This is a genomic window from Sphingomonas sp. BL-S-28 (genome assembly GCF_055521515.1).
Genome location: NZ_CM145484.1, coordinates 1,048,391 through 1,072,489 on the forward strand (window position 1 = coordinate 1,048,391; position 24,099 = coordinate 1,072,489).

A 24,099-nucleotide genomic window follows, 5' to 3' on the forward strand; every position below is an offset into this window, starting at 1 on the left:
GGTTGCCCGGCGAGCCCGCTTCTGCCCCGTTCCGGACTACCTCCCGCCACGTCGCAGCGGGGGCAGTCCTATCGGATCACTTCTTTTCCGGCGCCACCGAGATGCGCAGCGTCTCGCCCGAATTGCCCGGGAAGTTGGTGAACATCGCCTCGATCAGGTTGGGCACCAGATACTGCAGGCGGTTCGAGGTGGAGACCGCCTCGGCCTTGCCTTCGAACAGGCGCTGGTTGTCCACCGCACGGTCGATCTTCAGCGAGATGCCGCTGGTGAAGACGGTGTAGCTATCCACGCCGCCCGAGAAGAACGGATCGTACCAGCCCATCGCCCAGGGGCCGCCGCCCCAGCCGCCCCAACCACGTCCGTAGAAGCCGCGGCCGTAGAAGCCCGGGCCGTACCACGGGCTCCAGAAGCCGCCCATGCCGGGGGTGGAGCGCACGCGTTCGCGGCCGGTATCGACGCCATAGTCGAAGCGCACGATCAGTGTTGCCTTGGCGGGATCGTCCACCGGCGTGTAGCCCAGCTTGGCGATGCGATCGCGCACCAGCGCGGCGTAAGTGGCGAATTCCAGACCGCCGGCGAGCTTGGGATCATCGGCGACGACCACGAAGGATTGCCCTTCCGGCGCCGGAAGCTGCGTCCGGAAACGCGAAACGTTGGCATTGAAGGGGGTGGCACAAGCGGCCAGCGCCATGAGAAGCACGGCGACGGCTGCGACCCTAAGCCTGCCGAAGTGCGTTCCGGGATTGTTTGTCATTGGTCTTACTCCATGAACCCTTAGGCCCGAAACGCCCTTTCCCAAGCGCGGCCCGCGATTCCTTGCGACTCTGCCTTATTATCAATGCCCTGAATAGCGGTTGAATGGTGGCACAACTGTGATGGACCGTTGCTGCGTTCATTCGCCGGTCAGGGGATCGGTCCCGGCTTGAGTTAGCTACCGCTATGTAGGACTCATCGGGCATGACCACCAGTGCCACCCCCTTAATTTCCGTGCCGATTCGTTCGGTTCAATGCGGCCCGGTCGCGCCCTTTCGCGGGGCGGACGAGCCCAGCGCAATCGGCAAGCATCCGGTGATCGGCCCGGTGCGCGTCCATCGGCTGGGTCTGGAGGGGGACGCGCAGGCGGATCTGACGGTCCACGGCGGGCCGGACAAGGCGATCCATCACTATCCGCACGATCACTATGCCTTCTGGCGCGGCGTGCTGGGCGATCACCCGCTGCTGGCAGACTATGGCGCTTTCGGAGAGAACATCGCCACCGATGGCCTGACCGAGGATGCGATCTGCATTGGCGATCGCTGGCGGCTGGGCAGTGCGCTGGTGGAAGTGAGCCAGGGCCGCCAGCCGTGCTGGAAGCTGGACCATCGCTTCGACGGGGCGCCGGTCAACGCCGGCGTGGTGAAATCGCGCCGTGCCGGCTGGTACTACCGCGTGATCGAGGAAGGCGACGTCGCTGCCGGGGATGCGATGCGGCTGGTCGCGCGGCCATGGCCCGAATGGAATGTGCAGCGCGTGTTCGGTCTGCTGATCGCCGGGGACCACAAGAAGGACCGCGAAGGGCTGGAGGCGCTGGGCGAAGTGGACGCACTGGCCGAGTCGTGGCGGAAGCGCCGCGACAGACTGCTGGGTTGAGTTTTCGCCGGGTTCCAGATGGCTCGCTTTCTGAAATCGATATTAGTGCTTTCGGTCAGCGGCTTGATTGTCGCAAGAGGGAGGTTGGATAAGTAATTTTGTAGATTATTAGTCTGCTTGGAAAATTTCATATCAATTAAAATATTTATCAAAAATAGAATAGAATTAAATTGATCTACAATAGATTTGGAAATAAATAGCTGCCCGCCGACGTCCCTGCGCCATGTAGCCGGGTGTGTGGTCTGGCTTTCGGGAATCGCGCTTGGTTCTTAGCGCATTGACGCCTGCACTTCTCTGTACACATTCAGGAAGATGGAGGGCATCATGATTAAGGCGATCTATCTGTTTGGACTGGCGGTCCTTTGGGGTCCGGTTTCGATTTCGGCGTCGCCTGATGAGGATAACAGCGAAATCACCGCACTTGGCGTGCGAAAGGCCGGGCCGGACTGGCTGGGCGTCTATGGCCCCACCACCGATGGCACCTATTCCGCACGGATCGATATTTCCGACCTCGACCTCACGCAGCAGGCAGGGCGTACCACCATGATCTCCCGCGTGCGGCGCGGGGTGCACGATCTTTGCAGCGTGGCGGTCTATCAGCCGAGCCGAAAGCAACAGGTCTATCGGCCGGAGCGGGCTGTGATCAATTGCTTCCACGAGACCTATGAAGCCGCCAAGCCCCAGATCTCGAACATGTTGGCTGCCATAGACCGGGGAAATGTGGGGGCGCATCTGGCCATCGCCGTCGTGGAAACGGCGGGACGCCCGTAAAGGCGGTTCGGCAAAGGCGAACGTCCGGTGCAACGACGCGCTCTCAAAAAGAATGCGGCCCGGGTGACCGGGCCGCATTGCATCTATCCGGAAGGATCTATCTATCGGTTATCCGCGAACAAGACCCAGCGCTTCGTAGGTCTTCTCCAGCGTCGGGATCGCCAGCGCGCGGGCCTTTTCGGCGCCCTTCTTCAGGATCGCGTCGAGCGCCGCACGGTCCTGACGCAGTTCGACGAAGCGCGCGTTGATCGGCGAAAGCTTCTCCACCAGCAGTTCGCCCAGTGCCGGCTTGAACGCGCCGAAGCCCTGGCCGCCGAACTGCGCCAGCACCGCATCGACCGTGGTGCCGGCCATCACTGCATAGATCGAGACGAGGTTGTTCGCCTCCGCACGGCCTTCCAGACCGGCCTTTTCCGAAGGCAGCGGCTCCGGATCGGTCTTGGCCTTCTTCACCTTCTGCATGATGGTGTCGGCATCGTCGGTCATGTTGATGCGGCTCATGTCCGAAGGGTCGGACTTGCTCATCTTCGAGGTGCCGTCGCGCAGGCTCATGATGCGGGCGGCTTCGGGCGGGATGAACGGCGCGGGCAGCGTGAACAGCGGCGCGTCTTCGGCACAGAAGTCGTTGTTGAACTTCTGCGCGATGTCGCGCGCCAGTTCCAGGTGCTGCTTCTGGTCCTCGCCCACCGGCACGTGGGTGGCCTGATAGATCAGCACGTCGGCGGCCTGCAGCACCGGATAAGTGAACAGCGCGACCGACTGGCCTTCGCGGTTCTTGCCGGCCTTGTCCTTCCACTGCGTCATGCGGTTCAGCCAGCCCATGCGCGCGGTGCCGTTCAGCAGCCACTGCATTTCGGCATGCTGGGGCACTTGTGCCTGGTTGAACAGGATCGAGCGATCGGGATCGATCCCGCAGGCGACAAGGGCGGCCACCATCTCGCGCGTGTTGGCCGAAAGGTCGGCCGGGGTGTGCGGCATCGAGATCGCATGGAGATCGGCCAGGAAGTAGAGGCACTCACCGCCGCTGGCGGTGGCGTCGTCCTGCATAGAGACCCAGTTGCGGATGGCGCCCAGGTAGTTGCCGAGGTGCAGGTTGCCGGTGGGCTGAATGCCGGAGACGATACGCATGGACGCGTCCTTCGCGATTTATGGGTTGTCAGATGTGTGGTTTGGGTGCGCCGGTTGGGGCGCGCAGGCAGGCAGGGTCAGCGCGAAACGCGCGCGACACTCCGCCATCGCCACGAGAGGCGACGGGTTGCGGCAGACTTCGGATGCGAAAGGCTCTGCATGGGCGTGGCTCATAGCATAGTTGACCGCTGAGGGAAGAGCGCGCGTCCCGTTGCCCATACCTACCCCGTCATCCCCGCGAAGGCGGGGATCCCGCTTGTTCTTGCGGCTGGGCAAAAAGGAAGCGGGGCCCCCGCCTTCGCGGGGGCGACGGAGTTTTAGGTCATGGCTGCCGAAGGAGCCCATTCGGTGCGCTTTACGCCGCCTTGCGACGGCGCAGCAGGGCCAGATCGTCACGGGTGAAGGCGCCGGTCACCAAGGTTGCCAGCGCGTAGACCACGCCGCCGGCCGAAACGAGCACGGCCAGCGCAAGGCCGCGCATCAGCCAGCTGCCATGGAGGTAGGGCGTCAGCATGTCCTCCCCGAACCACAGCACCACGCCCATGGCGATGGCGGCCAGCGCAAGGCGCGGGGCGCGGCGCTTCAGACGGGCGTCGACCTGGAAATGACCGCGCTTCACCAGCGTCCAGTAGAGCATGGCGACATTGACGGTGGAGGCGATCGCGGTCGCCAGCGGCGGGCCCATATGCTGCAGCGGCATGATCAGCGCCAGGTTGAGCACGAGGTTCACCGCCATGGAGATCATCGCATAGCGCACCGGCGTGCGGGTATCCTGACGGGCGTAGAAGCCCGGCGTCAGCACTTTGACGAGGATGTAGCTGGGCAGGCCCACCGAGAAGGCCGCCAGCGCCTCTGCGGTGCGGGCCACGTCGCCCGCATCGAACTTGCCATAGCCGAACAGCGCGGCGGCGATCGGCTGGCCGCAGACGATCAGCGCCACCGAGGCGGGCAGGGTGAGCAGCAACGCCAGTTCCATGCCGCGGTTCTGCGTGTCCATCGCCGCCGCATCCTCCCCGCCGCCAAGCTGGCGCGAGATGGTGGGCAGGAGCACGGTGCCAAGGCCGATGCCGATCAGGCCGAGCGGCAGCTGGTTCAGGCGATCCGCCATGTAGATGTACGTGACCGAGCCGTGGGCAAGGAAGGTGGCGGCAAGGAAGGTCGAGACCACAAGATTGATCTGCACGGCGCCGGCGCCGGCGGCAGCGGGCCAGATCAAGGCCAGCAAGCGCTTCACGTCGGGGTTCCAGACCGGCGCGCGCAGGCGCATCGGTACACCGTTGGCGCGGCAGGCGAAGTAGAGCCAGATCAGCTGCAACACGCCGGAGACCGAGACGGCGATGGCCTGATTGCGCGCCGTAACCAACGGATCGGCCGAGTGGAAGCCGAGTATCGCAACGATCTGCGTCACGTTCAGCAGGATCGGCGCGGCGGCGTTGACCCAGAACTTGTTGAGCGAATTGAGGATGCCGCCCAGCAGCGAAACGACGCTGATCAGCCCCAGATAGGGGATGGTGAGGCGGCTGAGCATGACCGCGAAGGCGAATTGATCATGCGAAACGCCGTTGAAGCCGCCGGACAACACCAGGGTCACCGGCCAGGCGAAGACTTCCAGAATGATGGTCATCACCACCAGGATTGGCAGCAGCACCGAAAGCGCCTGTTCGGCAAAAGTGATGCCTGCCGGAAGCCCGGGCCCGTCCTTGTCCGCCACCTTCTGGTTGAACATCGGGATGAAGGCCGATGCGAAGGCCCCTTCCGCGAACAGTGCGCGGAACATGTTGGGCAGGCGGAAGGCGATCAGGAACGCGTCCGAGGCGAAGCCCGCACCGACGAAGCGCGCGAACAGACTGTCGCGCACAAGGCCGAGCACGCGGCTGGCAAGGGTGAGGCCGCCGACACTGGCAAGCGCCTTGGTAAGATTCATGCCCCTCGGGGTCCCTAAATATCAAAAGGCCCGCCCGCGCCCTTCGCCATTGCTGGCAGGGTGCGGACGGGCCTGAATGTCATCGGCTTTGGCGCGCGGCTCAGGCGTGGCCGGCCGGTTCGCCCATGCCTTCGGCTTCGGCCTGCTGGCGGGCGGCAAGCTGCTGGAAGTAGAGGCCGTTGAAATCGATCGGTTCCAGCATCAGCGGCGGGTAGCCGGCATCGCGCACGGCGTCGGCAACGACGCGGCGGGCGAACGGGAACAGGATGCGCGGCGCTTCGGCATAGAGGAAGGCGTGCATGCTGGGCTCGTCCAGATTGCGCATGCCGACGAGGCCGCAGTAGCTGAGATCCACGACATAGGCGGTGCCTTCGTCGGCCTTGGCGGCGACGGTGATCTTCAGTTCGACTTCGTGCACTTCGCCGTCGATCGGGCGGGCGCCGATGTTGAACTGGATGTCCACTTGCGGCTGGTTCTGCCACGAGAAGCTCTGCGGTGCATTCGGGTTCTCTACCGAGAGGTCCTTCACGTACTGCGAGATGATGCCGGCGGCCGGCGCATTATCGTCGGCATTGCCGAGGTTGATGTCGGAGATGACGTTGCCTTCGTCGGCCATTTCGATTCTGTCCCGTCTATAAGGATACGGATGGTATTCTGTGAAAGTCAGCGGGGCGCGTAGCGCGTTTTCGCGGGCGGTGGAAGGTACGGTGCGGATTTTGTTGCGGGGCCTTTTTCTCGCGAAAGGGGCAACCCGCGACAGGCCCGCGCGTTGGATAACCGAGGATAGGCAGGATCGCGGACGGATTGACGAAAAAATCCCCGATTCCGCCGCTCACACGTTGTTCATTTGTAAACTGTACCTATCTGAGGTTATGATGACGTTTCCGGGCGTGTGCCCGGCCTCTATGTGGACTTGGGCGATTCGCCCCCTCTCCGCACTTTGCCGAGGCTCGCACCACCCGAAAAAGAAGCGTCCAAGCAAAGGATGGACAAAGGAACGTGACACCGGAAATCGTGATCCTGGCCATGATCGCAGCCTTCCTTGGCCTGCGGCTCTATTCGGTACTCGGCCGTCGTGCCGAGCATGAGGAAGAGCCGATCCAGGGACGCTTCGAGGGCCGCCAGGGCCAACCCGGTGCGCCGCGCGTCCCCGTGCAGCCTAAGGCCGAGGTAAAGCCCGACGCCAAGCAGGCCGAACGGCAGCCCTTCGCGCCGCGCCAGCGGGAAATGCCCCTTGCACCGCCCTCGGTAGAGCGTGGTCTTGCCGAAATCGCCAATGCGGACCGTCGTTTCGACGCGTTCGCCTTCGTCGAAGGTGCGCGCAGCGCCTATCGCCTGATTCTGGAATCGTTCTGGAAGGGCGACAAGGCAGAGCTTCGCGCGCTGTGCGACGGTGACGTCTATGACAGCTTCAGCGGCGCCATCGATGCGCGTCTGGCAGCCGGTGAAACGCTGGACAACCGCCTGATCCGTATCGAGGAAGCCGCGATCGTCAGCGCCGGTGTCGACAACGGGCTTGCCCGCATCACCATCCGCTTCCGTTCGGACATCGCGGCGGTGACGCGCGATGCCGAAGGTCACGTGATCGCCGGTTCGCTGGACGATGCGATCGAGGCGGTGGACATCTGGACCTTCAGCCGCCGCGTCGATGCCGTTGGCCCCGACTGGCTGCTCGACGAAACGGACGCAGGGTAAGTTCGAAACGCCGCTTAGTCGGTTGATTTCAGGAATTTGATCCCACAAGGATCGAGAGGCCGGGCCGAAAGGTCCGGCCTCTTGTTGTGTGGTGCGGAGGATCGACTTGCAGGCAGCTTTGGTGAAACGCGGGACGGATTTGCCGATCCGCCGGTTCTCGGTTCGTATAGGAACGGTTCTGCTGGCGATGGCGCTGCTGGCCGGCTGCGCGCGCGTGATCCCCGGCGGCACCGGGCCGGGTGTGGCCCCGCCGCCGATTTCGCCGCCGACTTCGCCAACCACGCCCACTCCGCCGCCGCCCGCCAATGCGCTGGCGCTGGGCGTGCGCGCCGGACCGCCCATTGCCAGCCTGCAAGTGGGCGCCGCCGATGGCGCCGCGGCGCTGGCCTCCTTCCGCGAAAGCTGCCCCAGCGTCTCCAAGCGCACCGACAGCAGCGGCCTGACCCGCCCCGCCGACTGGCAGCCCGCCTGCGCCGCCGCCGCGAAATGGCCGAACGCCAGTGCCACGCAGTTCTTCCAGACCTATTTCGAGGCGGTGAAAGTCGGCGACGGGCGCGGCTTCGCCACCGGCTATTACGAGCCGGAGATTGCCGGCGCCCGCCAGCATCTGCCCGGCTATGACGTGCCGATCTACGGCATGCCGGCCGATCTCGTGCGCGCACAGCCGGGCGATGCAGCGCCGAATGCCAAGGGCCAGATGCCGCTGGGCCGCTATGACCAGTCCGGCATTTTCGTGCCTTATTACGACCGCGGCGCGATCGAGGACGGTGCACTGGCCAATCGCGGGCTGGAGATCGCCTGGGCGCGCGATGCGGTGGAGGTGTTCTTCCTGCAGGTGCAAGGCTCCGGCCGGTTGCGCGCGCCGGACGGCACGGTGATGCGCATCGGTTATGCCGGGCAGAATGGCCTGCCTTACACCGGCATCGGCGCGGTCATGCGCGATCAGGGGCTGGTCGGCACCGGGCCGGGGCAATATCCCGGCTCGATGCAGGGCATCATGCAGTATATCCATGACCATCCGGTCGAAGGCGATGTGCTGATGCGCCAGAACCAGTCCTGGGTATTCTTCCGCGAACTGACCGGCGACGGTCCGCTCGGCGCGCTGGGCGTGCCGGTGCGTGCCCATGCTTCGGTCGCCGCCGATCCCAAGTTCGTGCCGCTGGGCGCGCCGGTCTGGCTCTCGCTGGACCGCAGCGAAGCCTCGGGCGTGTGGATCGCGCAGGACACCGGCGGCGCGATCAAGGGCGCCAACCGTTTCGACACCTTCTGGGGCGCGGGCGATCAGGCGCGCCTGACTGCCGGCGGCATGAGCGGGCGCGGCGAGGCTCTGGTGCTCGTCCCCAAGGGCACGCTTTCGCGTCTGCAGCCATGAGAAGACCGGGACGGCGACTGACGGCGGAAGAGGCACAAGTCTGGGCGCAAGTCGCCCGGACGGTGACGCCGCTTGAAAAGCGCCGGCCCAAGGCAGTGGCACCCGAGCCGGTTCCGGCCCAGATCGTCGTCTCTCCTCCGCCCCCTCCGGCGAAGAAGGTGAAGGGCCGCGTGCCCCCGCCGTTGCCCCCAAAACCTGCCCCCGCCAAGCCGCAGGCAGAATCGCAGCTTCACCTGGACGGATCGTGGGAGAAGCGCATTTCCAAGGGCACGCTGGCGCCCGATTTCAGTCTGGACCTGCACGGATCCAGCCTCGATCAGGCCTATGTTCGGCTGATGCACGGGCTGACGCAGGCCAAATCGATGGGCGCGCGCGTGGTGCTGGTGGTGACCGGCAAGTCCCGTCCGGTCGATGCCATGGATCGTGGCTCGGCGCGCGGCGCCATTCGCGCCAAGATCACCGACTGGCTGGCGGCCAGCGAGCACTCGCACGACATCGTCGCCATTCGCGGCGCCCACCGCCGCCACGGCGGGCAGGGTGCGCTTTACGTGGTGCTGAAGAAGCGGCGGTAGGGCGAGGGGCGCAGCAGCCTTGGCGTCGCCCAGCTTTCCGCCATCCTTCTCTCCGATCACCTCTAATCGTCATTGCGAGCGTAGCGAGGCAATCCAGAGCCGGGCCCACTCTGCGCTGGATTGCTTCGCTACGCTCCCAATGACGAGGGGTTGGGGCCTGACGGAGCAAGGAGGCGGAGCCCCACGAGCCACCACCCGGCGGCCCGACGCGGAAGGGACATCCGCGCCGGGCCTATAAGGGCCGCCCGGAAGCTGCCCTTACATCTTCACCGAGACGCGCAGGTAGCCGAACTGGCCGGGCACGTCGTAAGTAGTCGGGTCATAGTTAGGGCCGGTGCAGGTGTTGCACGGCGGCGGATCGGTGTTGAACACGTTGATCACGCCCAGCGTGAAGGTCAGGCCGCTGTCCATGAAGCTGGGCGTGTAGCTCAGCTGCAGGTCGCCGTAGAAGCGGCTGTTCATCTTGTGGCCGTCGCTCTCGGTCACGCTGTCGATATAGCGGCCGGTGAACGAGGCATCGATGCCCGAGTAGGACCACGAGACGATGCCGGTGCCCTTGAACTTCGGATAGGACTGATCCGGGAAGCCGCGCGTGGTGCCCTTGTAGCTGATCGTGGCCGAACCGTCCGCGGTGGGGAACGTTTCGGCATACTTGAGCAGCCGGTTGGCATTGAACGACAGGCCGAACGTGCCTGCGCCGGTTTCGGGCGATGCATAGTTCAGGCTGATGTCGATGCCCTGCGTGCGGATGCCGCCGATGTTCTGCAGCAGGCCCACCACGCGCGAGATGATGCCGCTGGGCGTGCGGATCACATTGGCGCAGGCCGTGGGATCGCCCAGTTCGGCGCAGCGTGACAGGGTGACTTGCGGGTTGATGGCCGAGATCGCGTCCTTCACCTTGATGTCGTAGTAATTGACCTCAAGGCTGAGATTGCGGGCAAAGCCGCCGCGCGCCCAGGACGGGCTGTAGACGCCGCCGAACAGCCAGGTCTTGCTGGTCTCGGGCTTCAGCGTGTCGTTGCCGCCGGTCAGGGTGCCGATCTGGCCGCCCTGCGGTTCCTGATAGCTGCCGCTGGCGGGCACGCCGTTGGCGATGCAGTTCGTGCGCACCGTGGCGGAGCTTTGCCACAGCGATCCCGTCACGTTGGTGCAGGGATCGTTGATCGGCGCGTCGGCGCGGGATTGGGCGCCGAACAGTTCGCCGATCGCCGGGGCACGGAAGCCTTCGGCATAGTTGGCGCGCAGCAGCAGGTCCGAAACCGGCTTCCACAGGCCGGTGGCCGTGAAGGTCGTGCTGGATCCACTGGTCGAGTAATTGGCGTGGCGCACCGCGCCATCGGCCTCCAGCATCTGGAAGAACGGCGTGTCCTTCAGGATCGGCACGCGCAATTCGCCGTAGAACTCGTCCGAATTGTAGCCGCCTTCGGCCGCCTGTGCGGGAATGTCCGCGCCAAGCCCCGCCTGAATGATCGGATCGGGGGTGAAAGATCCGTGCTGGAAGCGGTGTTCATAGCCCACCGCCATGCTGACCAGGCCGGCGGGCAGGTCGAACAAGTCGCCGCTGACGTTGGCGGTATAGTCCTGCATGCGCTGGCTGGACCGGTCATGCTCGGTGAAGGTGATGAAGTTCAGCATTTCCGGCGTGATGGAGCCTTCGCCGCCGAAGATGTTCAGCGGTACGCAGGCGCCGGTGCAGTCTGCCAGCGGGCCCAGTGCCTGCGCCACTTTGGCGGCGTTGACGTTGCCGGTGAAGGTCTGCTTGGCGTCGTTCCAGCCGAAGGCGGCGTTGGCGTCCCAGTAGAACTTGCGCGATCCGATCTGGAAGCTGCCGTCCAGCGAGGCATTGGCCGTCATCGTGTCGACGTGCTGGGTATAGGTACGCTGCCCGGCCTCGACCAATCGGCGGGCGATGAAGCTGTAGGTCGCCGGCTCTCCGTTCGCGCCTGAATTCAGCGTGATGCCGAAGGGGTTGTAGGGGTTGGTCGCATCGATCGAAACGGTGTCGAGCAAGTTGCCATTGCCCGCGTCCGGTCCGACGAACAGCGGCAGGAAGGCGGCCTGGTTCTGCGAATTGCGATGGTTGTAGACCATCTTCGCGCGGAACGTGATGTTGGAGGTCAGTTCCTGCTTGGCGCTGACCCACAGGCCATAGCGTTCCTGCGGCGTCAGGAAGTAGTTGTAGGGGGAGAAGTTGAAGCGGTCCGCATCGGTGAAGGCGCGGAAATCGCCGCCCTGCAGCGTCGGGTCGTAGACGCCCTGCGTGGTGAGCGGGGGATTGCGCGGGGTGATGCTGCCGCCCGCCGGAAGCGAGGGGTTGCCCGGATTGAAGACGATGCGCCCGTTCACCGCCGCCGACGAACAGCCGCCGCGCGGATCGAGGCACGTGGTCTGGCCGGGGTTGGGGAATTGCGAGATCGAACGGTCCGCCGTGCTGACCTTGTCCTGCTTCACATAGCTGGCGCCGAACACCACCGAGGTCGTCGGGCCTTTCACGCCGTAGCTGGCGTTGTAGTCCTGCGTGTGGCCGTCGCCCTGCCGGAAGGTTCCGAACTGGGCCGATGCGCGCAGGCCCTCCTGCTCGGACTTGGTGATGATGTTGACGACGCCGGCGATCGCGTCCGACCCGTAGAGCGGCGATTGGCCCGATTGCAGGACCTCGATCCGCTCGATCTGGCTGGCGGGAATGGTGTTGAGGTCAACCGTGGAAGGAATGCCGCTGGCCGCCGTGGCGTTGACGTAGCGCATGCCGTCCACCAGCACGAGCGTGCGCTTGGCCAGAAGGTAGCGCAAGTCGATCTCGCTGGTGCCGGCGCCGACGCCGCCGCCGTCCTGCGGGTTGCCGATATTGCCCGAGTTGTTGACCTTGGTATTGAGGCCGCCCGCCGCGCTGGGCAGGCGCTGCAGCACGTCCGCCACCGAGGACAGACCGGTCTTGGCAATATCCTCGTTACTGAGGGTGACGACGGGGCTGGGATTGTCGAGCGGGTTCTGGCGGATGCGCGATCCGGTGACGATGATCGCATCGCCCGGGGCGGAAGCACCGGAATCGGTGTCTTGCGCCTGTGCCATGGCGGGCATGGCCAGTGCCCCGAAAGTGAGTGCCGCAATGCTGCAGTGCAAATGGAAGTTACGTATATTCATGTAACGACCCCTCATGAAATCACCCTGAAACGGGCACTTGAGAGGGTCGTGCGCACCTTTTTGCCGTGCAACATGATTTTGAAATATTGTATAATTTCAGCAATAAAACTGCAAAATTGATGTAAAAATACAACTATTTGTTCGCAGGGTGCGCGGCTTTTTCGAACGGGGCGAACGGGAATTTCGAATGCGACCGCCTGCTCGATTACGGTGGTTGCGCAAAGCCTGCTGCACTGCGATAGGCGCCGGCCGCTTTCAACGCCGCCTTCAACAGGGAGTACTGAGATGCCGTCCTCCACGGTCACCGCCGGTTCCATCGGCATCGACTTCGGCACCACCAATTCGGTGATCGCGCTGTCCGGCACGGCCGGTGAGGCCGATCTCGTCGATTTCGCGGCGCCGGGCGGCAGCGGTTCGGTGTTCCGCTCCGCGCTGTGTTTCTGGCAGGACGAGGGCGTGCGCGGCGGCCTGGCGCATGAGGCCGGGCCCTGGGCGATCTCCGAATTCCTGGAGTTTCCGCAAGGATCGCGGTTCCTGCAATCGTTCAAGTCGGTCGCGGCCAATCCGGCCTTCGAACATGCCACGCTGTTCGAAAAGCGCATGCGGTTCGAGGAACTGGGGCAGGTCTTCCTCACCCATTTGCTGGACCATGCCGGTACGGCGCTACGCGACTTGCCGGAGCGGATCGTGATCGGGCGGCCCGTCCGCTACGTCGGCGCGCGGCCGGACGAGGCGTTGGCGCGCAAGCGGTATGACGCGATGTTCGCGCTGCTGAAGCGGCCGGTTCACTATGTCTACGAGCCGGTGGGCGCGGCGTTCAGCTTCGCCTCGCGCCTGTCCGACCCGGCGACGCTGCTGGTGGCGGACTTCGGCGGCGGCACCAGCGACTTTTCGATCGTGCGGGTGGAAGCCCCCGGCGCGGCGCGGCGCTGCGTGCCGCTGGGATCGGCGGGTATCGGCATTGCCGGCGACCGCTTCGACTATCGCATCATGGACCATCTGGTGCTGCCGCTGCTGGGCAAGGGCGGCACTTATCGCTCGTTCGACAAAGTGCTGGAGATCCCGCCGGGCCACTTCAAGGACTTCGGCGACTGGTCGCGGCTGGCGATGATGCGCAACCGGCGCACGCTGGAGCAACTGGCCAAGCTGCGGCATTCGGCCACCGATCAGGCCGCCATCGACCGCATGATCGCGGTGGTGGAGCATGAACTGGGCTTCGGCCTCTACGAAGCGGTGGGTCAGCTGAAGCGCACACTTTCCTCCAGCGACCACGGCGCATTCCGGTTCGAGAGCGAGGAATTGCAGATCGAGGCCGAAGTCAGCCGCGCCGAATTCGAACGCTGGATCGCGCCGGACCTTCACCGCATCGGTGAGACGGTGGACGGCGCTCTCGCCAAGGCGGGGCTGCAGCCGAACCAGATCGACCATGTGTTCCTGACCGGCGGCTCCTCACTGATCCCGGCGGTGCGCGCGCTGTTCGAGGAGCGCTTCGGCGCGGGCCGCATCGCCAGCGGTAACGAACTGACCTCGATCGCACACGGCCTTGCGCTGATCGGCCAGTCGCCGGATCTGGACGAATGGGTCGCCACCGACCTTACGGCCGACGTGGCCTGATACGAAAACGGGCGGGAGCCTCTCGGCACCCGCCCGCTTCGCTCGGGGGTGTATTTAGCTTCAGGCCGGTTCGAGGGCTTCCACGGGCGCCTCGTTGCGGATCAGGTAGTCGAACGCGGAGAGTGCCGCCTTCGACCCTTGGCCCATGGCGATGATGATCTGCTTGTACGGCACGGTGGTCACGTCACCCGCCGCGAAAATGCCGGGCAGGTTGGTCGCCGCCTTGTCGTCGATCACGATCTCGCCGCGCGGCGAGAGCGCAACACCGCTGTCCTTCAGCCACTCGGTATTCGGCACCAGACCGATCTGGACGAACACGCCTTCCAGTTCGACCTTGTGCTCCGTGCCGCTTGCGCGGTCCTTGTAGTGGAGGCCGCTCACCTTATCGCCGTCGCCGGTGACTTCGGTGGTCTGGGCGCTGGTGAGGATGTCCACGTTCTTCATCGAACGCAGCTTGTCCACCAGCACCTGGTCGGCACGCAGCTGGCTGTCGAACTCGATCAGGGTGACGTGGCCGACGATCCCCGCAAGGTCGATCGCCGCTTCCACGCCGGAGTTGCCGCCGCCGATCACCGCCACGCGCTTGCCCTTGAACAGCGGGCCGTCGCAGTGCGGGCAGTAGGCCACGCCCTTGTTCTTGTACTCAGCCTCACCGGGCACGCCCAGGTTGCGCCAGCGGGCACCGGTCGTCAGCACCAGCGAGCGCGCCTTGAGCGATGCGCCGTTGGCGAAGACCACTTCGTGATAGCCGCCCAGTTCCTTGGCCGGGATCAGCGTTTCGGCGCGCTGCAGGTTCATCACGTCGATGTCGTATTCACCAACGTGCGTTTCCAGCGCGGCGGCCAGCTTCGGGCCTTCGGTATAGGGGACCGAAATGAAGTTCTCGATGCCCATGGTGTCCTGCACCTGGCCGCCGAAGCGTTCCGCCGCGATGCCGGTGCTGAAACCCTTGCGCGCAGTGTAGATCGCGGCCGAGGCACCGGCGGGGCCACCGCCGACCACCAGCACTTCGAACGGCTTCTTCTCGGCCAGCTTGGCAGCCGCCTTCGCGTCGGCGCCGGTGTCGAGCTTGGCGAGCACTTCTTCCACGCCCATCTTGCCCGAACCCCACATCTCGCCATTCAGGAACACGGCGGGCACGGCCATGACGCCGCGGCTTTCCACCTCGTCCTTGAACGCGCCGCCTTCGATCAGGGTGGCGTTCACATGCGGGTTGTTGAGCGCGATCAGCGTCAGCGCCTGCACCACGTCCGGGCAGTTGTGGCAGGAGAGCGAGAAATACATCTCGAACTCGTAGCTGCCTTCCAGATTGCGGATCTGCTCCAGCGTCTCGTCAGAAACCTTGGGCGGATGGCCGCCGGTCCACAGCAGGGCGAGGACGAGCGAGGTGAATTCGTGGCCCAGCGGCAAACCGGCGAAGCGCACCCAGGCGCTGGCGTCCGAAGCGCGGCGCACGATGAAGCTGGGGCGGCGCGTGTCGTCGCCGTCGAAAGTGGCGGTAACCTTGTCCGAGAGCGAGGCGATGGTGGTCAGCAGCTCGCGCGTTTCGGTCGACTTGGCATCGTCACCCAGCGAGGCGACGAGCTCGATCGGCTCGCGCAGCATGGCGAGATATTGCGAGAGCTGTTGCTTCAGAGCGGGGTCGAGCATGAGTCACAGGTCCTTATGAAATGCGTGGGGAGAGAAAGAGGCGGCCCGGGGATCCGTCAGCCGCGAAGCGCACGAGGGTGCGGCTCCGGGGGAGGGAAGCCCCGGGCCGCACACCTTCGGCACGCGACCCGGATGGCCTTACGGCCTGGTCGCGTGGTTTTTAGAGCTTGCCGACGAGGTCAAGCGAGGGAGCGAGGGTTTCCGAACCTTCTTCCCACTTGGCCGGGCAAACCTGGCCGGGGTTGGCGCGGACGTACTGGGCAGCCTTGATCTTGCGGACCAGTTCGACAGCGTTACGGCCAACGCCTTCGCAGGTGATTTCCATGATCTGGATGACGCCTTCGGGATCGACCACGAAGGTGGCGCGGTCGGCCAGGCCCGAATCTTCGCGCAGAACGTCGAAGGCTTCGGTCAGCGCGTGGTTCTGGTCGCCCAGGAACGCGTACTGGATCTTGCCGATCTTGTCCGAAGTGTCGTGCCAGGCCTTGTGGCTGAAGTGCGTGTCGGTCGAAACGCCGTACACTTCGACGCCCATGCCCTGCAGTGCGGCATACTGTTCACCCAGGTCTTCCAGCTCGGTCGGGCAGACGAAGGTGAAGTCGGCGGGGTAGAAGAAGAACACGGCCCACTTGCCGGCGATGTCGGCGTCGGTGACGTCGAAGAAGTCCTTGCCGGCCTGGAAAGCGGTGTTCTTGAACGGCTTGATGGTGCTGCCGATGATACCCATGGTGTATTCTCCCTCGATGGGTGTTGAAACTGACGAGCCGGAGATAGGCCGCCCGTGTGACGATGTGTAGGGGCTTGATCCGATTGGGTTGATCGGATTGCTCGATAAGTCACGACGGACTGAACGATTCTGTCGATAAAATGCTCGCGCGTGCGAAAATCCGTGCGGCGCTGCGGCAAGTGGGGCAGAGGGGGGCGATGAAAACGATCCGACTTGGCAGACTTGCGCTGCTGGCCGCCGCCTGCGCGTCGCTGGCCGCCTGCAACAGCTGGCCCACTTCGCTGGACAACCGGGCGGATGGCGACATGAAGTTCCGCTATCACCATCGCCTTTACGATCAGTGGTCGTTCTGGGCGCCGGTACAGCAGGGCCGCGCGGTGATGTTCGCGCACGAACACCGCATCCGTGACATTTCCGGGTTCGAGATCACCGAGGGCAAGCTGACCTATCGCTACGGCACCCGCGCGCTGGCGCCGGTGCAGCAGTTCTGCGCCGGCAGCGCCAGCTGTGTGCTGGTCTATCGCGGTGAGGGCAAGCTGGAGGCACGCAAGGCGCCACTGCCGGACGCGAAGCTGGACTGAGGGTGGATGGCGGGTGGTTCGCTCCCATCCGGCCCTTTCAACTCCACCTCTCCCGCCCCGCTCATCCTGAGCCTGTCGAAGGATGGGAGGCCTCGCGCCATGCCCGCAGGGGGCTTCGACAAGCTCAGCCTGAGCGGTTGGAAGGGGTGGTGAAGTGGGATCCGTATCCCAAACACGCTCGTCGCCCCCGCGAAGGCGGGGGCCCCGCTGCCTTTCAGCCTGTCGGTTAGCCCAAGAAAATCGAGATCATACCTTGTGAAGATTCGGGGTTTGGGTGGCAAGCTGCGCACGTCTATATGTCGTGGCATGCTGCAATCACCATCCGAGGGAGGCCACGGCGCGTTCCTGAAACATTGGCTTCGCGCGCATCCCGAAGCCGAGCCGATGGGCTGGAAATTGCGCGGCACGGCAGCGCTTTGGGTGCGCTTTCATGCTCTGCCCCAATCCAAGCGATATGCTGAAAATGCCACAGAGCGCGCCATCATACTGTCCCGCGCGAATACACTCGGAACGGCGCTTCTCGGCGTTGGAACGCCATGCTGGATCGTGGAAGCCCGGGCTGACGAAGCGGAAGGGCACGGAGAGTTCATCGGAAGTTACGTAGAGGAAGAAGATGCGCCGGCCTGGCGGTACTATGTCCGAGAGCAAGATTGGATAAGCGGGGCGTTCGATACTGAAATTGCCGCGATCGCTGATGATGGCCCGGCCTATGTCCTCTGGATCAGTCGTGAGACCGGAGGCATCTTCGCGCCCTATGATGGTGGTTTCGACCTGTTCCCGAGTTCTGAGGGCGACGTGGAACACTTGCGGGCGACATATCGAGAATGGCGTTCGGACCGCGAGGATGGCCTTTGACGCAGGAAGCTGACCATTGCGCTTTACTGATCCTCCCCTGCAAGGGGAGGTGGCATCGCGAAGCGATGACGGAGGGGTGTCATGCTATCGAGAGGTGGATACCCCTCCACCGCCTTCGGCGGTCCCCCTCCCCTTGCAGGGGAGGATGGTCAGCTTGCGGCGAAGCTCTGGTGATAGGCGACTTCGCCGACGGGCGACGAGCCGGCGAGGACAAGGCGCTGGAAGTATTCGGCCGGCACGCCGGGATAGGCGAGGGCGGGATCGCACTCGAAGCCGAAGCGGGCGTAATAGGCCGGATCGCCCAGCACCACGCAGCCTTGGGCACCGGCGTCGCGCAACTGCGCAAGGCCGGCCTCGATCAGCCGGGCGCCGATGCCGCGTCGCTGGTGATCCGGGCTGACCGCCACCGGGCCGAGGCCGAACCAGCCCAGATCCGTGCCATCGATGGCGACGGGCGAGAAAGCGACATGGCCGACGATCACGCCCCCTTCCTCGGCCACCAGCGAGACGGTGAGCATGTCGGAAGCGCGCAAGGCATCGACGATAGCGCCTTCGGTGCCGCTGGAATGCTCGGCGCCGAGGAAGGCGGCGGTCACGATGGCGCGGATGGCTGGGGCGTCGCCGTCCCGCTCGGGGCGAAGGGTGATCACCTCAGCCGGCCGTCAGCCGCACTGGCCGCGATGGAGCAGTTTGTGATCGGCCAGCACCAGCGCCATCATCGCCTCCACCACCGGCACGCCGCGAATGCCGACGCAGGGGTCATGGCGGCCCTTGGTGAACAGCTCGGTTGCCTCACCTTCGCGAGTGATCGTGGGCTGCGGGGTGAGGATCGAGCTGGTCGGCTTGAAGGCCACGCGCACCACCACCGGCTGGCCGGTCGAAATGCCGCCGGCAATGCCGCCCGCGTGATTGGCGCTGAATTCGGGTCCGGAAGCGCCCGGATGCATCGGATCGGCGTTCTGCTCGCCGGTCAGGCGCGCGGCGGCGAAACCGTCACCGATCTCCACGCCCTTCACCGCGTTGATGCCCATCATCGCGGCGGCCAGATCGGCGTCGAGCTTGCCATAGAGCGGCGCCCCCCAGCCGGCGGGCACGCCGGTGGCAACGCATTCGACCACCGCGCCGACCGAGGAGCCGGCAAGGCGCGCATCGTCGACGATCTTCTCCCAGCGCTTCGCTGCTTGTGCGTCGGGGCAGAAGAACGGGTTGTTGCCGATCTCGGCAGGATCGAAGTTGACCATGTCGATGGCGTCGCCGCCGATCTCCGAGACATAGGCCAGGATCGTCACTTCCGGGATCACCAGCCGCGCCACGCCGCCTGCCGCCACACGGCTGGCCGTCTCTCGCGCCGAGCTGCGGCCGCCGCCGCGATAGTCGCGGAAGCCGTACTTGGCGTCATAGGCATAGTCGGCATGGCCGGGGCGATAGGCCTTGGCGACGTCCGAATAGTCCTTCGAGCGCTGATCGACGTTCTCGATCATCAGCGAGATTGGCGTGCCGGTCGTTTTGCCTTCGAACACGCCGGACAGGATGCGGACCTGATCCGGTTCCTGCCGCTGGGTGGTGAACTTCGACTGGCCGGGACGGCGCGCGTCGAGGAAGGGCTGGATCACGCTCTCGTCGATGGGCAGGCCCGGCGGGCACCCGTCGACGACGGCGCCGATGGCAGGGCCATGGCTCTCGCCCCAGGTGGTGAATCGCAGAAGACGGCCGAAAGTGTTCACGCTCATGCCCCGCGCCTTGGCGCGCAATCTTCGGATTGTCCAGCATGGGGTGCGAGTCAGATGCTTGCGGAATGGTCTGCAAAGGCCCATGAGCGCGGCCATGTTCCTGGTAGTCTTCCGCAATCGCAAGCGCGCCGACATCGACGCGGCCGCCTATTCCGCCGATGCCCAGGCGATGGAGAGGCTCGCCCGCGCGCAGCCGGGTTTCCTCGCCTTCAAGAGCTATACCAGCGAGGACGGCGAAGTGATTGCGCTGTCCGAATGGGCCGACGAAGCTGCCGCGCTGGCCTGGCGCCGGGTGGCCGCCCATGCCGAAGTGCAGGGCAAGGGGCGTGAGAACTACTATCAGAACTACACCCTCTTCGCCTGCAAAGAACCGCGGGTGCGCCACTTCGAAAGGGAAATCGAATCGTGAGCCTTGAATTCTACGGCATCCCCAACTGCGACACCGTGAAGAAGGCGCGCAAGTGGCTGGAAGCGCGGGGAAGTGACTACACCTTCCACGACTACAAGAAGGAAGGCGCCGACGCCGCGCGGCTGGAAAAGTGGATTGCCGTGGCAGGTTGGGAAAAGCTGCTGAACCGCGCGGGCACCACGTTCAAGAAGCTGCCGGATGCGGACAAGCAGGACCTCGATGCCGCCAAGGCCGTGGCGATCATGGTTGCGCAACCGAGCACCATCAAGCGTCCCGTCGTCGAGTATCCGGGCGGGTTGCTGGTAGGCTTCAAGGAGCCGGAGTGGGAAGGCGCTCTGGGCTGATCCGCGCAATTTACAGGGGCGACAATGGATCCGGTAGAATGGATCGCGGCGGCACTGGGGCTCGCCAATATCGCACTGCTGGTGCGGCGCAGCGTGTGGAACTACCCGTTCGGCATGGCCATGGTGGCGCTGTACTTCGTAGTGTTCTGGCAAGCCAAGCTTTATGGCGAGGCGGGCCTGCAGATCTTCTTCTTCGCGGCGCAGGCCTGGGGCTGGGTGCTCTGGGTGCGTGCCGGCGGGGGTGAGAGCCGGGTGCCGGTGCGGCGGCTGGACGTGTTCAGCCGCATGCTCTGGCTGGTGGCGACGGCGGCGCTGACGCTGAACCTCGGCTGGGTGATGCACAAGTTCACCGATGCCTCGCTGCCCTATGCCGATGCCGCCATCGCCGGCGCCTCGATCGCCGCGCAAATCCTGCTGGCGTTCCGTCGGATCGAGAACTGGGTGCTGTGGATCGCCATCGATGTCGCCTCCATCGGGGTCTATGCCTACAAGGACCTGTGGCCGACGGCGGCGCTTTATGTGGTGTTTCTGGTGATGTCTGTGCTGGGCCTGATCGAATGGGCCGCGGCGGAGCGGGTGCAAAAGCGGGAACTCAAGGCCGCGTGATCACGGTCTGCCTCCACGGCGCGGAAAGCACGGGCAAGTCGGTGCTGGCTGCGCGGCTTGGGCTGCCGTGGGTGCCCGAATATGGCCGCACCTACTGCGAGGAGCGCGGCACCGACCTGACGATGGCGGACCTGCTGGCGATTGCCGAAGGGCAGGCGGAGGCAAACCGCAGGGCCATGGCGGCGGCCCCGGAGGTGCTGCTGCTCGATACCGATCAACTGATGACGGCGGCCTGGGCGGAGATGCTGTTCGGCGAGATGCCTGAAGTGCTGATGGGCTATCCCAAGGCCGATCACTACCTGCTGTTCTCGCCCGACGTGCCGTGGCGCGATGATGGGACGCGGTTCTTCGGGACCGATGAAGCCCGCGCTCGGTTTGCGGCGCTGGCGGAGGAGATGCTGGTGCGGGCCGGGGTGCCGTTCACGCGGATCGGCGGATCGTGGGATGAGCGCGAGGCGCAGGTCCGTGAGGCGATTGAACGATTGAGATCCTCCCCCACCGGGGGAGGTGGCAGCGCGCAGCGCTGACGGAGGGGGCTTTCGGCAGCGCTGCGCCTGCCCCCTCCACCACCCTTCCTTCGACAAGCTCAGGATGAGCGGGGGTGGTCCCCCTCCCCCGGTGGGGGAGGAGCTTTGAGGCTCAGCCCTTCCGCGCCGTCACGATGAAGTTCAGCGAGAGATCGTCCGACAAGTGCAGCCCGCTCGTCGGCGACCAGGCGATGCCTTTGGGCTCGCCCAGCGTCAGGCCCGCGCCTTCGGCCAGTTCGCGCAGTTCCTCGGGCGTCGCGAACTGGTGCCAGTCATGCGTGCCGCGCGGTACTTTGCCAAGCCGCTCGGCCGCCTTGACCAGCAGCAGGCGCGAGGCGGGGGTGCGGTTGGGGCAGGAGAGGATCATCAGCCCGTCGTCTGCCAGTGCGGCGGCAAGCTGGCCGATGAACAGCGCCTTGTCGGTCACGTGCTCGATCACTTCCAGCGAGCAGACGAGGTCGTAGCCGGAGAGGCCCAGCGCGCCCAGTTCACCGTGCTTGTAGTCGATCGGCAGGCCCATCGCTTCCGAGTGCGCACGGGCCGCCGCGACGTTCTCCGCCGCCGCATCCACGCCCGTCACCGCCGCGCCAAGTCGGGCGAGCGGTTCGCAGAGCAGCCCGGCGCCGCAGCCGGCGTCGAGTGCGCGCCTGCCAGCCAGCGGCTTCAAGGCACGGGAATCGCTGCCGAAATGCCGATCGATCTCGGCGCGGATGAAGCCCAGGCGCACCGGGTTGAGCTGGTGGAGCATCGCCGAAGTGCCCTTCGGATCCCACCACTCGGCCGCCAGCGCGCCGAAGTGGGCGGCTTCCTTCGGATCGATTGTTGCGCCGGAAGGCGTGTTCGAAGCAGTTGCATTATCCATGACTCCCCCCTAACAGCCCGCCGAACTCTTATCCACACGCGCATCGTTCATGCGCACAATCTCACGGGGAGCAACGGCACCTTGGCACGTATCGTGATGAAATTCGGCGGCACTTCCATGGCCGGGACCGAGCGAATCCGGCGCGTGGCGGGTATCGTCAAACGTCAGCAGGAAGCCGGCCACGAAGTCGCGGTCGTCGTTTCGGCGATGGCGGGCGAAACGGACCGTCTCGTCAACTTCTGCCGTGAGGCCAATGCCCTTTACGATCCCGCCGAATACGACGTTGTCGTCGCGTCCGGTGAGCAGGTCACGTCCGGCCTGCTGGCGCTGACGCTGCAGGCGATGGGCTGCAAGGCGCGTTCGTGGCTGGGCTGGCAGCTGCCGATCAAGACCGACGACGCCCATGCCAAGGCTCGTATCGAAGACTTCGATTCGGACGCGCTGCTGGCGTCGATGGCGTCCGGCGAAATCGCCGTGATCCCGGGTTTCCAGGGTGTTTCGCCCGATAACCGCATCACCACGCTGGGGCGCGGTGGTTCGGACACTTCGGCGGTGGCCGTGGCGGCGGCGGTCAAGGCCGACCGCTGCGACATCTACACCGATGTCGACGGCGTCTACACCACCGACCCGCGCATCGTCGCCAAGGCGCGCAAGCTGCCGCTGGTGACTTATGAAGAAATGCTCGAACTGGCCTCGGTCGGCTCTAAGGTGCTGCAGACCCGCTCGGTCTCCCTCGCGATGAAGGAGAACGTGCGCGTGCAGGTGCTGTCCTCGTTCATCGATGAGAACGCCCCTGCGGCAGACACTCTCCCCGGAACGATGATCGTCAGCGACGAAGAACTTGAAGGAAGCGATATGGAACGCCAGCTGATCACCGGCATCGCCGCTGACAAGAACGAAGCCAAGGTTACCCTTACCCGTGTGCCGGACCGTCCGGGCGCCGTGGCCGCGATCTTCGCGCCGCTGGCCGAGCAGAACATCAACGTGGACATGATCATCCAGAACGTCGCCAAGGATAAGGGCGAGACCGACGTCACCTTCACGGTGCCGCAGGCCGACCTCGTCCGCGCGCAGGCGCTGCTGGAAGAGCGCAAGGAATCGATCGGCTACTACCGCATGATCGCCGACAGCAACGTGGCCAAGGTCAGCGTCGTCGGCGTCGGCATGCGCAGCCACGCCGGTGTTGCCTCCACCATGTTCAAGACGCTGGCCGATCGCGGCATCAACATCATCGCCATCTCCACCAGCGAGATCAAGGTTTCGGTCCTGATCGATACCGACGAGACCGAACTGGCGGTCCGCGTGCTGCACACGGCTTACGGGCTTGATGCTGCTGCCTGACCTGGCGGCATAGCGTGAATTAGGGAAAGGCGGCGCGGGAGCGCCGCCTTTTTCGTATCAGTCTTCCAGAGACGGCTGCGCGAGTTCGAGGACGTGATCGCGCAAGTCCGCCGGCCATGCGGCCATGGCGGCGGCGAACGCCTCCAGCTTGTCTGCAAAGAGCAGGCGGCTCGTTTCCTCGAAACCGGGCAGATCGCCGCCGAGCGCGGACATAACGCGGTAGGCGCGTTCGTGGGCCGTGCGCTTGGCGGTGCGGCCGCCATCGGCCTTGCGCGCTTCGTCGACGAGGCGGCGCAGGGCTTGCGAGGCGCCGCCGGGTTGCTGGGCCAGCCAGTCCCACTGGCGGGGCAGCAAGGTCACTTCGCGGGCAGTGACGCCCAGTTTCGGGCGGCCGCGACGGCGCGGGGCTTCGCTTTCTTCCAAGATCGGCGTGACGCCCCGCCAGTCGAGGTCGACGGGCCTTCCGGTCGCGTCGTCGAACACCAGCACGCCCTGTTCCTCTCCCGAGAGAGTGGCGATCAGTTCGGCGGGCGTTCCGCGCCCAACGCGGATGGTGCCAAGGAAGGCGGTGCAGGTCTGCGTCATGGAAGGGATCCTGGAACTATTTTTGCCCGGGTAAAT

General features: G+C 65.1%; 25 protein-coding genes. 13 read left to right on the forward strand and 12 right to left on the reverse strand.

All coding sequences use genetic code 11. The annotated features are described in order from the left end of the window. Positions 1 to 76: 76 nt before the first annotated feature. Positions 77 to 754, reverse strand: coding sequence for a DUF4136 domain-containing protein (locus tag ACZ1JC_RS13655; RefSeq protein WP_465136343.1), 678 nt, complete (start codon positions 752 to 754; stop codon positions 77 to 79). 203 nt (positions 755 to 957) lie between these two features. Here ACZ1JC_RS13655 and ACZ1JC_RS13660 point away from each other — a divergent pair, with 203 nt between their 5' ends. Together ACZ1JC_RS13660 and ACZ1JC_RS13665 are read left to right on the forward strand one after the other, a co-directional pair. Next, entirely contained in the window at positions 958 to 1,629 is a 672-nt protein-coding gene (locus tag ACZ1JC_RS13660; RefSeq protein WP_465136342.1) for an MOSC domain-containing protein, read from the forward strand. Positions 1,630 to 1,941: 312 nt separating this feature from the next. Continuing rightward, positions 1,942 to 2,400, forward strand: coding sequence for a UrcA family protein (locus ACZ1JC_RS13665; protein ID WP_465136341.1), 459 nt, complete (start codon positions 1,942 to 1,944; stop codon positions 2,398 to 2,400). 108 nt (positions 2,401 to 2,508) lie between these two features. Here the strand turns inward: ACZ1JC_RS13665 and trpS are convergent, their stop codons facing one another. The 3 genes from trpS to secB all read right to left on the reverse strand — a co-directional run bounded on the left by trpS (position 2,509) and on the right by secB (position 6,068). Further along, the gene (gene trpS, locus ACZ1JC_RS13670; RefSeq protein WP_465136340.1) at positions 2,509 to 3,528 is read right to left on the reverse strand and encodes a tryptophan--tRNA ligase; all 1,020 of its coding nucleotides are present in this window, start codon (positions 3,526 to 3,528) and stop codon (positions 2,509 to 2,511) included. Positions 3,529 to 3,883: 355 nt separating this feature from the next. Continuing rightward, positions 3,884 to 5,452, reverse strand: a complete 1,569-nt coding sequence (gene murJ, locus ACZ1JC_RS13675; RefSeq protein WP_465136339.1) for a murein biosynthesis integral membrane protein MurJ — start codon at positions 5,450 to 5,452, stop codon at positions 3,884 to 3,886. A 100-nt stretch (positions 5,453 to 5,552) separates the two neighbouring features. Then, on the reverse strand, positions 5,553 to 6,068 hold the full coding sequence (gene secB, locus ACZ1JC_RS13680; RefSeq protein WP_465136338.1) for a protein-export chaperone SecB: 516 nt from the start codon (positions 6,066 to 6,068) through the stop codon (positions 5,553 to 5,555). A 383-nt stretch (positions 6,069 to 6,451) separates the two neighbouring features. Between secB and ACZ1JC_RS13685 the strand changes: the two genes are divergently transcribed. The 3 genes from ACZ1JC_RS13685 to ACZ1JC_RS13695 all read left to right on the forward strand — a co-directional run bounded on the left by ACZ1JC_RS13685 (position 6,452) and on the right by ACZ1JC_RS13695 (position 9,091). Beyond that, positions 6,452 to 7,147: a Tim44/TimA family putative adaptor protein gene (locus ACZ1JC_RS13685; RefSeq protein WP_465136337.1), complete on the forward strand. Its 696-nt coding sequence runs from the start codon at positions 6,452 to 6,454 to the stop codon at positions 7,145 to 7,147. Between the two features lie 187 nt (positions 7,148 to 7,334). After that, positions 7,335 to 8,519 carry a murein transglycosylase A gene (gene mltA, locus ACZ1JC_RS13690; protein WP_465138598.1) on the forward strand — a complete coding sequence of 395 codons (1,185 nt, stop codon included), beginning with the start codon at positions 7,335 to 7,337 and terminating at the stop codon, positions 8,517 to 8,519. Continuing rightward, entirely contained in the window at positions 8,516 to 9,091 is a 576-nt protein-coding gene (locus ACZ1JC_RS13695; protein WP_465136336.1) for a Smr/MutS family protein, read from the forward strand. Before mltA ends, ACZ1JC_RS13695 begins: the two co-directional genes overlap by 4 nt. 258 nt (positions 9,092 to 9,349) lie before the next feature. Here the strand turns inward: ACZ1JC_RS13695 and ACZ1JC_RS13700 are convergent, their stop codons facing one another. Together ACZ1JC_RS13700 and ACZ1JC_RS13705 are read right to left on the reverse strand one after the other, a co-directional pair. Continuing rightward, positions 9,350 to 12,232 carry a TonB-dependent receptor domain-containing protein gene (locus ACZ1JC_RS13700; RefSeq protein ID WP_465136335.1) on the reverse strand — a complete coding sequence of 961 codons (2,883 nt, stop codon included), beginning with the start codon at positions 12,230 to 12,232 and terminating at the stop codon, positions 9,350 to 9,352. Positions 12,233 to 12,243: 11 nt separating this feature from the next. Then, on the reverse strand, positions 12,244 to 12,537 hold the full coding sequence (locus ACZ1JC_RS13705) for a hypothetical protein (protein ID WP_465136334.1): 294 nt from the start codon (positions 12,535 to 12,537) through the stop codon (positions 12,244 to 12,246). On the opposite strand from ACZ1JC_RS13705, the gene ACZ1JC_RS13710 reads away from it, so the two are divergent. Beyond that, entirely contained in the window at positions 12,518 to 13,846 is a 1,329-nt protein-coding gene (locus ACZ1JC_RS13710; RefSeq protein ID WP_465136333.1) for an Hsp70 family protein, read from the forward strand. The genes ACZ1JC_RS13705 and ACZ1JC_RS13710 overlap by 20 nt on opposite strands. A gap of 60 nt (positions 13,847 to 13,906) precedes the next feature. Here the strand turns inward: ACZ1JC_RS13710 and ahpF are convergent, their stop codons facing one another. Both ahpF and ahpC read right to left on the reverse strand, forming a co-directional pair. Further along, positions 13,907 to 15,496: an alkyl hydroperoxide reductase subunit F gene (ahpF, locus tag ACZ1JC_RS13715; RefSeq protein WP_465148401.1), complete on the reverse strand. Its 1,590-nt coding sequence runs from the start codon at positions 15,494 to 15,496 to the stop codon at positions 13,907 to 13,909. A gap of 160 nt (positions 15,497 to 15,656) precedes the next feature. Further along, positions 15,657 to 16,223, reverse strand: coding sequence for an alkyl hydroperoxide reductase subunit C (ahpC, locus tag ACZ1JC_RS13720; protein WP_465136331.1), 567 nt, complete (start codon positions 16,221 to 16,223; stop codon positions 15,657 to 15,659). Positions 16,224 to 16,420: 197 nt separating this feature from the next. On the opposite strand from ahpC, the gene ACZ1JC_RS13725 reads away from it, so the two are divergent. Together ACZ1JC_RS13725 and ACZ1JC_RS13730 are read left to right on the forward strand one after the other, a co-directional pair. Further along, a complete protein-coding gene (locus ACZ1JC_RS13725; RefSeq protein ID WP_465136330.1) occupies positions 16,421 to 16,804 on the forward strand; it encodes a hypothetical protein in 384 nt (127 codons plus the stop codon). 270 nt (positions 16,805 to 17,074) lie between these two features. Then, a complete protein-coding gene (locus ACZ1JC_RS13730; RefSeq protein ID WP_465136329.1) occupies positions 17,075 to 17,659 on the forward strand; it encodes a DUF3885 domain-containing protein in 585 nt (194 codons plus the stop codon). A gap of 149 nt (positions 17,660 to 17,808) precedes the next feature. Here the strand turns inward: ACZ1JC_RS13730 and ACZ1JC_RS13735 are convergent, their stop codons facing one another. Continuing rightward, positions 17,809 to 18,309 (reverse strand): GNAT family N-acetyltransferase, encoded by a 501-nt coding sequence (locus ACZ1JC_RS13735; protein ID WP_465136328.1) that lies wholly within the window; start codon positions 18,307 to 18,309, stop codon positions 17,809 to 17,811. Between the two features lie 12 nt (positions 18,310 to 18,321). After that, positions 18,322 to 19,389 carry a chorismate synthase gene (aroC, locus tag ACZ1JC_RS13740; RefSeq protein WP_465136327.1) on the reverse strand — a complete coding sequence of 356 codons (1,068 nt, stop codon included), beginning with the start codon at positions 19,387 to 19,389 and terminating at the stop codon, positions 18,322 to 18,324. A gap of 94 nt (positions 19,390 to 19,483) precedes the next feature. Here aroC and ACZ1JC_RS13745 point away from each other — a divergent pair, with 94 nt between their 5' ends. The 4 genes from ACZ1JC_RS13745 to ACZ1JC_RS13760 are packed head-to-tail and all read left to right on the forward strand — an operon-like array spanning position 19,484 to position 21,275. After that, entirely contained in the window at positions 19,484 to 19,798 is a 315-nt protein-coding gene (locus tag ACZ1JC_RS13745; RefSeq protein WP_465136326.1) for an antibiotic biosynthesis monooxygenase family protein, read from the forward strand. Beyond that, the gene (locus ACZ1JC_RS13750; protein ID WP_465136325.1) at positions 19,795 to 20,142 is read left to right on the forward strand and encodes an arsenate reductase; all 348 of its coding nucleotides are present in this window, start codon (positions 19,795 to 19,797) and stop codon (positions 20,140 to 20,142) included. Before ACZ1JC_RS13745 ends, ACZ1JC_RS13750 begins: the two co-directional genes overlap by 4 nt. A gap of 24 nt (positions 20,143 to 20,166) precedes the next feature. After that, positions 20,167 to 20,748: a nicotinamide riboside transporter PnuC gene (gene pnuC, locus ACZ1JC_RS13755; protein WP_465136324.1), complete on the forward strand. Its 582-nt coding sequence runs from the start codon at positions 20,167 to 20,169 to the stop codon at positions 20,746 to 20,748. Then, positions 20,745 to 21,275, forward strand: coding sequence for an AAA family ATPase (locus ACZ1JC_RS13760; protein WP_465136323.1), 531 nt, complete (start codon positions 20,745 to 20,747; stop codon positions 21,273 to 21,275). Before pnuC ends, ACZ1JC_RS13760 begins: the two co-directional genes overlap by 4 nt. 112 nt (positions 21,276 to 21,387) lie before the next feature. Here ACZ1JC_RS13760 and ubiG read toward each other — a convergent pair whose 3' ends face one another. Beyond that, positions 21,388 to 22,137 (reverse strand): bifunctional 2-polyprenyl-6-hydroxyphenol methylase/3-demethylubiquinol 3-O-methyltransferase UbiG, encoded by a 750-nt coding sequence (gene ubiG / locus ACZ1JC_RS13765; RefSeq protein ID WP_465136322.1) that lies wholly within the window; start codon positions 22,135 to 22,137, stop codon positions 21,388 to 21,390. An 81-nt stretch (positions 22,138 to 22,218) separates the two neighbouring features. Here ubiG and ACZ1JC_RS13770 point away from each other — a divergent pair, with 81 nt between their 5' ends. Beyond that, positions 22,219 to 23,478, forward strand: coding sequence for an aspartate kinase (locus ACZ1JC_RS13770; protein ID WP_465136321.1), 1,260 nt, complete (start codon positions 22,219 to 22,221; stop codon positions 23,476 to 23,478). A gap of 57 nt (positions 23,479 to 23,535) precedes the next feature. On the opposite strand, the gene ACZ1JC_RS13775 is transcribed toward ACZ1JC_RS13770, so the two are convergent. After that, the gene (locus tag ACZ1JC_RS13775) at positions 23,536 to 24,063 is read right to left on the reverse strand and encodes a DUF2239 family protein (RefSeq protein ID WP_465136320.1); all 528 of its coding nucleotides are present in this window, start codon (positions 24,061 to 24,063) and stop codon (positions 23,536 to 23,538) included. Positions 24,064 to 24,099: the final 36 nt, after the last annotated feature.

Bases quoted from the DNA above. Each gene is read 5' to 3' on its own strand.
- ACZ1JC_RS13660 (WP_465136342.1), top strand. From the start codon at position 958: ATGACCACCAGTGCCACCCCCTTAATTTCCGTGCCGATTCGTTCGGTT.
- murJ (WP_465136339.1), bottom strand. From the start codon at position 5,452: ATGAATCTTACCAAGGCGCTTGCCAGTGTCGGCGGCCTCACCCTTGCC.
- mltA (WP_465138598.1), top strand. From the start codon at position 7,335: ATGGCGCTGCTGGCCGGCTGCGCGCGCGTGATCCCCGGCGGCACCGGG.
- aroC (WP_465136327.1), bottom strand. From the start codon at position 19,389: ATGAGCGTGAACACTTTCGGCCGTCTTCTGCGATTCACCACCTGGGGC.
- ACZ1JC_RS13725 (WP_465136330.1), top strand. From the start codon at position 16,421: ATGAAAACGATCCGACTTGGCAGACTTGCGCTGCTGGCCGCCGCCTGC.
- ACZ1JC_RS13700 (WP_465136335.1), bottom strand. From the start codon at position 12,232: ATGAATATACGTAACTTCCATTTGCACTGCAGCATTGCGGCACTCACT.
- ACZ1JC_RS13695 (WP_465136336.1), top strand. From the start codon at position 8,516: ATGAGAAGACCGGGACGGCGACTGACGGCGGAAGAGGCACAAGTCTGG.
- pnuC (WP_465136324.1), top strand. From the start codon at position 20,167: ATGGATCCGGTAGAATGGATCGCGGCGGCACTGGGGCTCGCCAATATC.
- ACZ1JC_RS13655 (WP_465136343.1), bottom strand. From the start codon at position 754: ATGACAAACAATCCCGGAACGCACTTCGGCAGGCTTAGGGTCGCAGCC.
- ACZ1JC_RS13710 (WP_465136333.1), top strand. From the start codon at position 12,518: ATGCCGTCCTCCACGGTCACCGCCGGTTCCATCGGCATCGACTTCGGC.
- ahpC (WP_465136331.1), bottom strand. From the start codon at position 16,223: ATGGGTATCATCGGCAGCACCATCAAGCCGTTCAAGAACACCGCTTTC.
- ACZ1JC_RS13745 (WP_465136326.1), top strand. From the start codon at position 19,484: ATGTTCCTGGTAGTCTTCCGCAATCGCAAGCGCGCCGACATCGACGCG.
- ACZ1JC_RS13665 (WP_465136341.1), top strand. From the start codon at position 1,942: ATGGAGGGCATCATGATTAAGGCGATCTATCTGTTTGGACTGGCGGTC.
- secB (WP_465136338.1), bottom strand. From the start codon at position 6,068: ATGGCCGACGAAGGCAACGTCATCTCCGACATCAACCTCGGCAATGCC.
- trpS (WP_465136340.1), bottom strand. From the start codon at position 3,528: ATGCGTATCGTCTCCGGCATTCAGCCCACCGGCAACCTGCACCTCGGC.
- ahpF (WP_465148401.1), bottom strand. From the start codon at position 15,496: ATGCTCGACCCCGCTCTGAAGCAACAGCTCTCGCAATATCTCGCCATG.
- ubiG (WP_465136322.1), bottom strand. From the start codon at position 22,137: ATGGATAATGCAACTGCTTCGAACACGCCTTCCGGCGCAACAATCGAT.
- ACZ1JC_RS13775 (WP_465136320.1), bottom strand. From the start codon at position 24,063: ATGACGCAGACCTGCACCGCCTTCCTTGGCACCATCCGCGTTGGGCGC.